The organism is Roseomonas sp. FDAARGOS_362 (assembly GCF_002754815.1).
GTDB lineage: Bacteria > Pseudomonadota > Alphaproteobacteria > Acetobacterales > Acetobacteraceae > Roseomonas > Roseomonas mucosa.
On sequence record NZ_CP024588.1, the window covers coordinates 1,082,501 to 1,094,260 of the forward strand.

9 protein-coding genes (1 of these 9 running past the window's edge) are annotated in these 11,760 nt (G+C 69.8%); 3 read left to right on the plus strand and 6 right to left on the minus strand.

Going from position 1 to position 11,760, the window contains the following annotated elements; genetic code table 11:
• Window positions 1–846, minus strand: partial view of an ATP-dependent chaperone ClpB gene (clpB, locus tag CTJ15_RS09895; RefSeq protein ID WP_075821973.1) — the beginning only. Its footprint begins 1,752 nt before the window's first position; only the first 846 of its 2,598 coding nucleotides appear in the window; the start codon lies at window positions 844–846; its stop codon lies off the left edge, out of view.
• Between the two features lie 117 nt (window positions 847–963).
• Here clpB and CTJ15_RS09900 point away from each other — a divergent pair, with 117 nt between their 5' ends.
• From CTJ15_RS09900 to CTJ15_RS09910, 3 genes are all read left to right on the plus strand, one after another.
• Window positions 964–1,731 (plus strand): MOSC domain-containing protein, encoded by a 768-nt coding sequence (locus CTJ15_RS09900; protein WP_075821972.1) that lies wholly within the window; start codon window positions 964–966, stop codon window positions 1,729–1,731.
• A 398-nt stretch (window positions 1,732–2,129) separates the two neighbouring features.
• Window positions 2,130–3,182: a glycosyltransferase family 4 protein gene (locus CTJ15_RS09905; protein ID WP_019462980.1), complete on the plus strand. Its 1,053-nt coding sequence runs from the start codon at window positions 2,130–2,132 to the stop codon at window positions 3,180–3,182.
• 248 nt (window positions 3,183–3,430) lie between these two features.
• A complete protein-coding gene (locus CTJ15_RS09910) occupies window positions 3,431–5,629 on the plus strand; it encodes an amylo-alpha-1,6-glucosidase (RefSeq protein ID WP_099781526.1) in 2,199 nt (732 codons plus the stop codon).
• Between the two features lie 134 nt (window positions 5,630–5,763).
• Here CTJ15_RS09910 and CTJ15_RS25325 read toward each other — a convergent pair whose 3' ends face one another.
• The 5 genes from CTJ15_RS25325 to CTJ15_RS09935 form a co-directional block, all read right to left on the minus strand.
• Window positions 5,764–6,276, minus strand: a complete 513-nt coding sequence (locus CTJ15_RS25325; RefSeq protein WP_058390288.1) for a DUF4167 domain-containing protein — start codon at window positions 6,274–6,276, stop codon at window positions 5,764–5,766.
• A gap of 333 nt (window positions 6,277–6,609) precedes the next feature.
• Window positions 6,610–7,479 (minus strand): peptide chain release factor N(5)-glutamine methyltransferase, encoded by an 870-nt coding sequence (gene prmC, locus CTJ15_RS09920; protein ID WP_075821970.1) that lies wholly within the window; start codon window positions 7,477–7,479, stop codon window positions 6,610–6,612.
• Between the two features lie 10 nt (window positions 7,480–7,489).
• Window positions 7,490–8,545, minus strand: coding sequence for a peptide chain release factor 1 (gene prfA, locus CTJ15_RS09925; protein WP_019462975.1), 1,056 nt, complete (start codon window positions 8,543–8,545; stop codon window positions 7,490–7,492).
• Between the two features lie 2 nt (window positions 8,546–8,547).
• On the minus strand, window positions 8,548–9,804 hold the full coding sequence (hisS, locus tag CTJ15_RS09930) for a histidine--tRNA ligase (protein ID WP_019462974.1): 1,257 nt from the start codon (window positions 9,802–9,804) through the stop codon (window positions 8,548–8,550).
• 94 nt (window positions 9,805–9,898) lie between these two features.
• A complete protein-coding gene (locus tag CTJ15_RS09935) occupies window positions 9,899–11,269 on the minus strand; it encodes an IS5 family transposase (protein WP_226945876.1) in 1,371 nt (456 codons plus the stop codon).
• Window positions 11,270–11,760: the final 491 nt, after the last annotated feature.

Consider the following 11,760-nt stretch of genomic DNA (forward strand, 5'->3'; position numbering starts at 1 on the left):
GTGCATCTCGTCGATGAAGAGGATGACCTCGCCCGCCGCGGCCTCGATCTCCGAGAGCACGGCCTTCAGCCGCTCCTCGAACTCGCCGCGATACTTGGCACCGGCCACCAGCGAACCCAGGTCGAGCGCCAGCACCTGCTTGTTCTTCAGCGCCTCCGGCACGTCGCCGTTGACGATGCGCAGCGCCAGTCCCTCGACGATCGCCGTCTTGCCGACGCCCGGCTCGCCGATCAGCACCGGATTGTTCTTTGTCCGCCGCGCCAGCACCTGGATCGAGCGGCGGATCTCCTCGTCGCGCCCGATCACCGGGTCGAGCTTGCCTTCCCGCGCGGCGGCGGTCAGGTCGCGCGCGTACTTTTTCAGCGCGTCGAAATTCTGCTCGGCGCTCGGGCTGTCCACGGTGCGGCCCTTGCGGACCTGCGTCACCGCGGCCTCCAGCGCCTTGACCGTCACGCCTGCCTGCTTCAGCGCCCGCCCGGCGGCGGTGTCGCTGCCGGCCAGGGCGACCAGCAGCCGGTCCTGCGCCACATAGGCGTCGCCCGCCTTGGTTGCCTGCTGCTGCGCGGCGTCCAGCACCCGCATCAGCTCCGGCGTCACCTGCGGCTGGCCGGCGCCGCTGCCCTTCACCACGGGCAGACGCGCCACCTCGGCATCCACCTCCCGCTTGGCGGCAACGGGATCGGCGCCGGCGGCACGGATCAGCCCGGCAGCCGCGCCTTCCTCGTCGTCTAGCAGTGCCTTGAGCAGGTGCTGCGGGGTGATCTGCTGGTGGAATTCCCGGATCGCGATGGTCTGCGCGGCCTGCAGGAAGCCGCGGGCGCGTTCGGTAAGCTTCTCGATATCCATCTGTTATGGCCCCTCCTTTGAGGCGACCGGCACCTCCATCCCTATCAGGCAATGGGGGCGCCGCTGCTGCCTCCGATGTGGTAACGCTCGAAGAGGGAGTTCAAGAGGTTAGCCGTCATGCGCATCGAACATCTCTATCGCTACCCGGTCAAAGGGCTGAGCGCCGAGAGCCTGGAGGAGATCATGCTCGCGGAGGGCGAGGTCATCCCGCATGATCGCCGCTTCGCCCTGGCGCAGGGGGACGCGCCCTTCGACGAATCGGCGCCGCGCTTCCTGCCCAAGCAGAACTTCGCCTGCCTGATGGCCAATGCCCGGGTGGCCCTGCTGCACAGCGCCTTCGATTCCCGCTCCGGCCTCCTCGTGATCCGTGGTCCTCAGGGCGGGGCGGCAGGCGAGGGCCGACTCGCCGCCTCGACGCACAGCGCGGAAGGCCGCGCCGCCATTGCCGATTTCATCACCCGGTTCCTGGGCACGGAGGCGCGCGGCCAGCTCCGGTTCGTCGAGGCGCCGGGCCACGCCTTCACCGACCAGAAGCGCAAGGGCATCTCCCTGATCAACCTCGCCAGCCTGCGGGCGCTGGAACAGGCAATCGGCCGGCAGCTCGACCCGCTGCGTTTCCGCGCCAACATCTATTTCTCCGGCCTGCCCGCCTGGGCCGAGTTCGGCTGGCTGGGGCAGGAGGTCCTGCTCGGCGGCGCGCGGCTGGAGATCTTCAAGCGCACGGTGCGCTGCCCGGCGACCCAGGTGGACCTGGAGACCGGCGAGCGGGACTGCGACGTGCCGCGCCTGCTGCGGGAACATTTCGGCCATGCGGATCTGGGCGTGCATGCCGCCGTGCTGGAAGGTGGCCGGGTGGCCGTGGGCGATTCCCTGGAGCCGGTCTGAACCGCCCTCCCCTCGCCGCGCCGCGAACCCATGGGGATCAAGGGGATGGGCCACGGTGCCGGTTCCGGTCGGCTGCCCCGTCCCGGGACCTAGCCTCGCCTGGCGGGAAGACCGGCCTCCCGTGGCGCCCGGCCGGCGCGCCCCGGAACCGATCCGCTTCCCGATCCGTTCCCGGGCCGCCACGAAAACGCCGCAATGCGGCCCTGATGGCGTCCAGAGACGAGGTGCAACTGCGTCTTGTTGCACGGCACCATCGTGCAGGACGAAACCCGGCGGACGGTTCTTCGCTTATGCGAAATGACCGCCCGGAGTCTGAGGCCAGCCCGGCCCGTGGCGGCTTCCGAACCTCGCCAGCGGCCCTGTCCTGTACCGGTCCGTAACGAGGAGAGACTTCGAGAATGCGTATCGCCCAGGTGGCCCCGCTGGCCGAGGCCGTGCCCCCCAAGCTGTACGGGGGAACCGAGCGTATCGTCTCCTACCTGACGGAAGAACTGGTCGCGATGGGGCACGAGGTGACCCTCTTCGCCTCCGGCGACAGCATCACCAGCGCCAATCTGGAAGCGGTCGTGCCGGTGGCCCTGCGCCTGGACCCGGAGTCGCGCGACCCGGTCTCGCCGCATGTGCTGGCGGTGACGCGCGTGGTGGACATGCTCGACCAGTTCGACATCGTGCATTTCCACATCGACCATTTCCAGCTCCCCGTGATGCGGGAGCGGGACACGCCCTATGTCACCACCTTCCACGGCCGGCTCGACCTCAAGGAGCTGCAGCCGCTGATGGACGCCTACCCCCGCGCGCCCTTCATCTCGATCTCCGATTCGCAGCGCCGCCCGCTGAAGAACGTGAACTGGGCCGGCACCATCCTGCACGGCCTGCCGAAGGACCTGCTGCCGATGGGCCAGGGCGAAGGCGGCTATCTCGCCTTCCTCGGCCGCATCTCGCCGGAGAAGGGTCCGGACGCCGCGATCCGGATCGCGCGTGCCGCCGGCATCCCGCTGAAGATCGCCGCCAAGGTGGACCGCGCCGACAGGGACTATTTCGACGAGGTTATCCGTCCGATGCTGGACGGCCCGGGCGTCGAGTTCATCGGCGAGATCAACGAGCAGGAGAAGGCCGCCTTCCTCGGCAAGGCCCGCGCCCTGCTGATGCCGATCTGCTGGCCCGAGCCCTTCGGCCTGGTGATGATCGAGGCGATGTCCTGCGGCACCCCGGTGATCGCCTTCAGCCACGGCTCCGTGCCGGAGGTGATCGATCCCGGCCGTTCCGGCTTCATCGTCCATGACGAGGTGAACGCCGTGGCCGCCGTGAAGCGCCTGGGCGAACTGAGCCGCCACAAGGTCCGCGCCTGCTTCGAGGAGCGCTTCACCGCCCGGCGCATGGCGGAGGACCATCTTGCCCTCTACCACGGCATGATCGCCCAGCAGCGCCCGGCGGTGCTCCGGGCCGTCTGATACGCTTGCGGATCGGCGCATGTCCCCCTGGACAGGCGCCGGCCGCTTCCGGGAAACTCCGCCCCGCAAGCGGAAGTTGAGGCAGTCCGGTGGGGTCGGACTGCCTTTTCCGTTCCTCCACGGTGTTTCCGCGGCCTCCGGGCCGAGGAAACTCGGGCTGCGTCCCGTGCGGCGTCCCTCTGCCGGGGCGTGGCCGGGCCTGGCTCCGGAACGGCGCTTCCGCAGACAGCAACAGGGGCAGAGACAGCATGAACGACTCGCCGGCGCCATCCGTCGTCAACACGGAAGGGGAATGGGCGATCGCCGCCACCGCCGCCACGGCCCTGAGCCTCTACCGGCCCCGGACGCTCAAATGCGGCGACACCTTCCTGGTTCTGGACCACTACGGCGATGCCCAGGCGATCGGGAACACGGCGGAGGGCCTGTTCCACGACGATGCCCGCCACCTGTCGCGCATGTCGCTACGCCTGGGCGGCATCCGGCCGCTGCTGCTCTCCTCGGCGGTGAGCCAGGACAACGCGCTGCTCTCCATCAACATGACCAATCCCGACCTGCACCTGACCGACGGGACGGTGCTGAAGCGGGACACGCTACATCTGCAACGGAAGATGGTCCTGGGCCCGGGCGTGGTGCAGGAACGGCTTTATGTCGAGAATTTCGGCGACAAGCCGCTGAGCTTCGAGATCTCGCTCACCCATTCCGCTGATTTCGCCGACATCTTCGAGGTGCGCGGCATGAAGCGCGCCCGGCGGGGCGAAAGGCATGCCGTGGCGAAGACCGGAGCCGGGATACGCCTGGGCTATACCGGGCTGGACGGCGTCACCCGCCAGACCGAACTGACCTTCGAGCCCCGGCCGGCCCGCCACCAGGGCCGCGAGAGCATCTGGCTACTCGCTCTGGAGCCCGGCGAGTCCTGGCATCTCAGCGTGACCATCCGCTGCCTCCGCAGCGACCGGGCACCGGAGCCGGTGCCGGATTTCGACATGCTGCTGGACGACCTGCGTCGCTGGACCATGCGCCGGGTGGAGGAGCGTGCCATGGTCCATACCTCCAACGCCGCCTTCAACGACTGGGTCCACCGCTCCCAGGCGGACCTGGCCATGCTCACCACCAGCATGCCCCAGGGCCCCTTCCCCTATGCTGGCATCCCATGGTTCTCCTGCCCCTTCGGGCGGGACAGCCTGATCTCGGCGCTGCAATGCCTCTGGGTGGACCCCTTCCTGGCGCGCGGGACGCTGCGCTTCCTGGCGGCGCACCAGGCGGAGACGCTGGACCCGAAGCGGGACGCCGAGCCGGGCAAGATCCTGCACGAGATGCGCCGCGGCGAGATGGCAGCGCTGGGAGAGGTCCCCTTCGGCCAGTACTACGGCTCGGTCGATTCCACGCCGCTCTTCGTGGTGCTCGCCGCCGCCTATGCGGAGCGCAGCGGCGACCTCGCGACGATCCGCGAGATCTGGCCAGCCGTCGTCCGGGCCCTGGGCTGGATGAAGGCGCATGGCGGGTCGGGCGAGGACGGGCTGCTGCGCTATGACCGGCGCTCGGTGAACGGGCTGGTCAACCAGGGCTGGAAGGACAGTTTCGACAGCGTCTTCCACGCCGACGGCCGCCTCGCCGATGCGCCGATCGCGCTGATCGAGGTGCAGGCCTATGCCGAGGCCGCCTGGCGCGGAGCGGCGCAGCTGGCCGGCCTGCTGGGTGTGGAGGAGGAGGCCGCGGGGGGCTGGCTGGTGCGGGCCGGCGCCTTGCGGGAAACCGTGGACCGTCTCTTCTGGTGCGAGGAACTGGGAACCTATGCCTTGGCGCTGGACGGCGAGAACCGTCCCTGCCGCGTCCGCAACAGCAATGCGGGCCATGCCCTGCTGACCGGCCTCGCCCTGCCCGAACGGGCGGCGCAGCTCGCCGAGACCCTGCTCGACCCGCGATCCTTCTGCGGCTGGGGCATCCGCACCATCCCGGAGGGCGAGGCCCGCTACAACCCGATGTCCTATCACAACGGCAGCGTCTGGCCGCACGACAATGGGCTGATCGCCATGGGGCTGAAGCGCTACGGCATGAACGAGGCCCTGGAGCGGATCGCCAGCGGCCTCTTCGACACGGCGCTGGCCGTGGACATGAAGCGCCTGCCGGAACTCTTCTGCGGCTTCCCGCGCATCGATGCCGAGGGGCCGACCGCCTATCCCGTCGCCTGCCTGCCGCAGGCCTGGGCCGCCGCCAGCGCCTTCGCGGTGATCGGCGCCATGCTGGGGATCTCCTTCCGGCCGGAGATGCGGGTGATCCGCTTCGTGCACCCGGTCCTGCCGCCCTGGCTGGAGGAGCTGCGCATCGACAACCTGACGCTGAATGACGCCAGCGTCGATGTCCGGCTGCGCCGCCACGGGACCGACGGCAGCGTGTCGCTGAACGTCCTGGGCCGGCGCGGCCATGTCGAGGTGGCGGTCATCACCTGAGGCGCGCGGCCTCGTAGCCCGGCCTGCCCGTAGGGGCGGGCCGGATCGGAGTGACGGGCAGCCGGGGCGCCCAGTCCGGACGGACCGGGCCGTTACCGGGCAGGCATTACAGGACCGGCGTCACCGCGCGGCCGTCACTGGATGGGGTGGCGCGGCTCGTCCGAGGCGTCGTCGCTGTCGGAATGGCCGTTGAGGCCCTGTTCCTCGCCCTCGCCCGGCTCGCCGCCGTGGCCCTGGTCGTCGGGCCCGGCATTGTTCTGCCAGCGGCGCCGGTCGCCATTGCGCTCACCGTTCTGGCGTTCCGCGTTCTGGCGGTCGCCACCCTGGCGCTCGCCCGGCTGGTTCTGCTGCTGCGCCTGGGTCATGGCGTTCAGGATGCGGAAGTAGTGCTCGGCGTGCTGGAAATAGCTCTCCGCCATCACGCGGTCGCCGGAGCCGGTCGCGTCGCGGCCGAGCTGGAGATACTTCTCGAAAAGCTGCTGTGCGGTGCCCCGCATTCGCATATCCGGTCCGGAAGAGTCGAACACGTGGTTCCGGTTCATCGGCTGCTGGCCGCTTTGGCGGAAACCGCCGCCGCCGCCTCCGCCCTGTTGGCCGCCGCCGCCATGACGGTGGCCGCCACGGCCGCGCATGCGCTTCATATTCATGGGTGTCGTGTTCGCACTCTCATGCTGCAGCCGGCCGGGGGCATCTTCGTGCTCCGCCGGCTGGACTAGCGATGGTGGTTCTCTTCCCACGCGGCACGCCGGCTGGTGGATTTGCCACCTGAAGCGCCGAACGTGACAACCTGCTTACGCCTCTTGAGGTCCGCAGGGTCCGCCAGGGCAACCTAGCGGCGCCATTCGGCCGCGCCAACCCTTTTTTCAGGGCCATGGCGGGCGACCGGCACCCGGCATGGCAAAGGTGCCATGCGCCGCGCGGGAAACGATGCCAGTTGCCGCATAGATAGGCAGGCCCGCCCGCGTTTTCCAGGGCCGTGGTCAAGGGGCCACGATCAGGGCACGGGCGATACCGCCCAGGTCCTGCCTCGCCCCCGGCACCCGCAGCCCCGCATCGCGCATCAGCGCCGCGACCGCCGGTTCCTGCCCCTGCCCGAGTTCGAGCACGGCCCGGCCTTCCGGCGCCAGCAGCCGCAGCAGGCAGCCTGCCAGGGCACGATAGGCCACCAGCCCGTCGGGCCCGCCATCCAGGGCGGAAAGGGGCTCGTGCCGCGCCACCTCGGGCATCAGCCCGGCGATGGCCGCGCTTTCGATGTAGGGCGGGTTGGACAGGATCAGGTCGAAGCGCCCCGCCAGCGCCTCCGCCCAGGAGCCGGCCAGGAAGGCGCATCGATCCCCGAGCGCGTTGCGGCGGGCGTTCCGCGCCGCCAGCGCCGCCGCCCCCGGCACCAGGTCCACCCCCACCCCGAAGGCCGCCGGGAATTCCGCCAGCGCCGCCAGCAGGATCGCCCCGGTGCCGGTGCCAAAATCGAGGATGCGCCCCACCGCCGCCCGCTGCGGAAACAGCTCCAGCGCCGCCTCGACCAGGGTTTCGGTATCAGCGCGGGGGATCAGGGTGTCCGGCGAGGTCGCGAGGTCCAGCGTCCAGAAGCCCTGGCTGCCGGTGAGATAGGCCATCGGCGCCCCGTCGAGGCGCCGCCGGAGCATTTCCGCGAAAGGCGCGGCGGCCGCCTCCGGCACCGGGGCGCGCGGGTCGCGCAGCAGGGCCTCCTGCGTCACTCCCATGGCACGGGCCAGCAGCATCCGCGCCTCCATCCGCGGCTGCGGGATGGCGGCGGCGCGCAGATGCTGCCCCGCCCGGCACAGGAAGGCACCGACCGAGCCCTTCGGATCGGCGCAGGAGTCGCTCATTCCTCCGCCCTCATTCCCCCTGCGCCGCCAGGCGGGCCGCCTGGTCCTCGGCGGTCAGGGCATCGATCAGCTCGTCGAGCTCGCCCAGCATCACCCGGTCGATCTTGTGCAGGGTCAGGCCGATGCGGTGGTCCGTCACCCGCCCCTGGGGGAAGTTGTAGGTGCGGATGCGCTCGCTGCGGTCGCCGGTGCCGACCTGGGCGCGCCGGGCATCGGTGCGCGTGGCGTCGAGGCTGGTGCGCTGCGCGTCGTAGAGCCGCGCGCGCAGCACCTTCATCGCCTTCGCGCGGTTCTTGTGCTGGGAGCGCTCCTCCTGCATCGCCACCACGACGCCGGTGGGCAGGTGGGTGATGCGGACGGCGCTGTCCGTCTTGTTCACGTGCTGCCCGCCGGCGCCCGAGGCGCGATAGGTGTCGATCCGCAGGTCCTTCTCGTCGATCTGCACATCCACCTCCTCGGCCTCCGGCAGCACCGCCACCGTCACCGTGGAGGTGTGGATACGGCCCTGGGTCTCCGTGGCCGGCACGCGCTGCACGCGGTGGACACCGGATTCGAACTTCAGCCGGGCGAAGACCCCCTGCCCCGCGATCTCGGCACTGGCCCCCTTCACCCCGCCCAGCTCGTTCTCGTCGTAGTCCAGCACCTCGAAGCGCCAGCGGCGCGACTCGGCATAGCGCTGGTAGGCGCGAAACAGCTCGGCGGCGAAGAGCCCGGCCTCGTCGCCCCCGGCGGCGGGGCGGATCTCCAGGATGGCGCTGCGCTCGTCGGCCGCGTCCTTCGGCAGCAGCATGAGGCGGATCTCATGCTCCAGCGCCGGCACGGCCTCCTTCTGCGCCTGGTACTCCGCCTCGGCCAGCTCGCGCATCTCGGGGTCGGCCAGCAGCGCCTCGGCCTCGTCCCGGGCCCGTTCGGCATTGCGCAGGGCGGTGACCTTCTCGACCAGCGGGTCGAGTTCCGAAAGCTCCCTGGTCAGCGCGCCGATCTGCCCGCCATCGGCGGTGTTCAGCGTGTGGCGGATCTCCTCGGCGCGGAACAGGAGCCGATCCAGCTTCTCCGGAAGCGCCACGGTCAGCCCTCGCCCGCCTCCAGCAGCGCGGCGGCCAGCGCATCCAGCGGCACCTCCCGCTGCGTGCCGGCATCGAGGTCCTTCACCTGCGCCACGCCGCGCGCCAGCTCCTCCTCGCCGATCAGCACGGCGGCGCGCGCCTTCAGCCTGTTGGCCCGCTCCATGCGGCGCTTGGTGTTGCCCTTGTAGGCGATCTCCGCGACCAGCCCGCTCCGGCGCAGCGACTGCACCGCCGCGATCGCCGCTGCCTCGGCTGCCTCGCCCACGGGGATCACCGCCACCGGGCGCGGCGCCTCGGGGGCGCCCTCCATCAGCATGGACAGCCGCTCGATCCCCGCCGCCCAGCCGACCGAGGGGGTGTGCGGCCCGCCCATCTCCTCGACCAGCCCGTCATAGCGGCCGCCGGCCATCACCGTGCCCTGGGCCCCCAGCCGCTCCGTCACGAACTCGAAGGCGGTGTGGCTGTAGTAGTCCAGGCCCCGCACGATGTGCGGATTGACCCGGTAGGGCACGCCGAACCCGTCCAGGTAACGCCGCACCGCCTCGTAATGCGCCCGCGCCGCCTCGGTCAGGTGGTCGTGGATCGAGGGTGCGTCCGCCACCAGCGCCTTGTCGCCCGGGTCCTTGCTGTCCAGGATACGCAGGGGGTTCTTTTCCAGCCGCACCAGGCTGTCGGCGGAAAGGCTCCCCTTCCGCTCGGTGAAATAGGCCACCAGCGCCGCCCGGTGCGCCTCGCGGGAGGGCGCATCGCCCAGCGTGTTGATCTCCAGCACCGTGCCCTCGGCGATGCCCAGCTCCTGCTGGATGTGCCAGCCGCAGGCAATGGCCTCGGCATCCGAGAGCGGCTCCGCCGCGCCCAGGATCTCCAGGCCGATCTGGTGGAACTGCCGGTAGCGGCCCTTCTGCGGCCGCTCGTAGCGGAACATCGGCCCGGCATAGAAGACCTTGCGCGGCAGGTTGCCCTGGGTCAGCCCATTGGAGACCAGCGCCCGGCACACCCCGGCCGTGCCCTCGGGCCGCAGCGTCAGGCTCTCCCCGCCCCGGTCCGGGAAGGTGTACATCTCCTTGGAGACGACATCCGAGGTCTCGCCCAGCGAGCGCGAGAAGACCCGCGTATCCTCGAAGATGGGGGTCGCCCATTCCTCGAATCCATAGAGCGCCGCGACGCGATGCGCCGTGGCGATGACATGGTGGTGCCGGGCGAAATCCTCGCCGATGAGATCGCGCGTACCGCGGGCGGGCTGAAGCTGGGAGGCCATGATCGGGCGCAGTTACCACCGCTTGCCGCTTTGGGCGAGAGAGAGCGTGAAACGGCCTGCTCTGATGTTATCCAGTCGGCCTTGAACAACGTCTTCAGGCTGTCGCCCCTGCGAGCAGGGTGCGGCCTGTCGGGACGCTGGCTTGGCTGATCGGGGTGAGGATTGCCTGTCGGAGGGCGGCGAGGAGAGCGGCCAAAAGGGCCCTGAGGTGGGCGAGGATCTTGCGGATGTTGTGGCCGCAGCCGCAGAGGACGGCGTAGAGAGCATCGCCGAGCGTGCCCTTGAGGGCGCAGCGGGCGAGGCGGCCATCGGTCTTCATGTGGCCGATCTCGGGCTCGATGGCGCTGCGGCGGCGGAGCAGCCGGCGCAGGCGGGGCGTGAGGCCGCGGCTGGTGCCGCTGACGAGCACCCTGGTTGCCGTGACGCCATGGCCGCGGTAGCCGCGATCGACCACGGCGAGGCTGGGACGCTGGCCGGTGAGGGTCTCGACCTGCTGGAGGGCGTCGGCGAGGGTGTGGCCGTCGTAGGGATTGCCGGGCTGGCTGCGCATGCCGACGACGAAGCCACCGGCGAGGGTGGTGGCGATGCTGACCTTCGTGCCGAACTCGTAGCGCACCCGCGCCTTGCCCTTGGCGATGCAGTCCACCTCGGGCTCGTGCAGGGCGTAGAGCTTGCGGGACGACTTCGGTGTCTGGAGCAGCAGGCGGGTGACGAGGGCGATGCGCTGCTCGATGCGCGCCCGCAGTGGCCCGTCAGGGACGGCGCCGAGCTTGCGTTCAACATCGCGCAGGATGCGGCCGGTGTAGCCCTTGAGCGTGCGCAACGCCTTGCGCATGCGGCGGAACTGCCGGGCGTGGGCGTAGCGCCCCACCTGGCCGGCCAGGCGCGGCGCCAGGCGATTGTAGTTCTGGCGCAGGGCGATCCCGGCCTTGTGCGCCAGCGTCACCAGCGAGTGGCGGGCCCGCTCATAGAGGCGGCTGTCGGTCGGATGGGCGATGGCCTTCTCCATCACTGTGGTGTCCACTGCGATCTCGGCCAAGCTGTTCGACGTCACAGCTCCCGAAGCCTGAGCCGCCTCGATCGTCCTGGTCAGCAACCACTCGACACCTTCCTCACCGATGCGACCGCGCCAGCGGCTGAGAGAGGAGGGATGGATGGGCGCACGGTGCTGGAAGAAGGTCTCACCCGTGAAGTGCTGGAAGTACGGGTTCTCCACCCAGCGCGCGAGCACCGCCTCGTCGGAGAGGCCATGGGCGTGCTGGAGGTACATCAGCCCGGCGACCAGACGCGGATGCGTGGCCGGCCGTCCCTCAGCGGCGGGGAAGAAGCCGGCCCATTCCCGCTCGAACCAGGACCAGTCGATCAGCGCCGCCAGCCGCACCAGTTCGTGCCGCCCATCGATCATGTCGACCAGCCGCGGCCGCAGCAGATCGGCCTGTTCCGGCGGGCGCGGGCGGTGCTTCATGCCCACAAGATTCGCAGGGTTTGTCGTCGAAAACAATCGAACCCTGCAAATCCAGGTCGCCGAGCCCGGAAAATCTCACAGCTAGATCAGTGCCTTACGAGTTATTCAAGGCCGACTATCCAGTGCCCCCGGAATGTCCTGAACAGAAACCGGCGATTAGGCTCGCTGGAACCGAAAATCCTCGTCGTGGAACCTCCTTGCCGGGATCGCAAATGGACGTGCGCCCTTAAAGTTAAGCAAACATTGAAAAGCAACTCGTGGTTGTGTACCGTGATGACTCCCATAGGACGGCATGCTGCCTTTGGCATGAAGCCCGCCGCGACGGCACCCCGAAGCATGCCTCGGCATAATACCGCCTCGCCCCCACGCGGACCCGACCACCGGGCAGCCGCCACAGGCATTCGTGGTCAGAACAATTCCGGTGCCACGCCGTCACCCCGAACTTTCATGGCCGGGATGAAACCCGTAACGAGTGGAACGCCGTGGCCCAC

Bases quoted from the DNA above. Each gene is read 5' to 3' on its own strand.
- CTJ15_RS25325 (WP_058390288.1), bottom strand. From the start codon at position 6,276: ATGAATATGAAGCGCATGCGCGGCCGTGGCGGCCACCGTCATGGCGGC.
- hisS (WP_019462974.1), bottom strand. From the start codon at position 9,804: ATGGCCTCCCAGCTTCAGCCCGCCCGCGGTACGCGCGATCTCATCGGC.
- CTJ15_RS09905 (WP_019462980.1), top strand. From the start codon at position 2,130: ATGCGTATCGCCCAGGTGGCCCCGCTGGCCGAGGCCGTGCCCCCCAAG.
- CTJ15_RS09910 (WP_099781526.1), top strand. From the start codon at position 3,431: ATGAACGACTCGCCGGCGCCATCCGTCGTCAACACGGAAGGGGAATGG.
- CTJ15_RS09900 (WP_075821972.1), top strand. From the start codon at position 964: ATGCGCATCGAACATCTCTATCGCTACCCGGTCAAAGGGCTGAGCGCC.
- CTJ15_RS09935 (WP_226945876.1), bottom strand. From the start codon at position 11,269: ATGAAGCACCGCCCGCGCCCGCCGGAACAGGCCGATCTGCTGCGGCCG.
- prmC (WP_075821970.1), bottom strand. From the start codon at position 7,479: ATGAGCGACTCCTGCGCCGATCCGAAGGGCTCGGTCGGTGCCTTCCTG.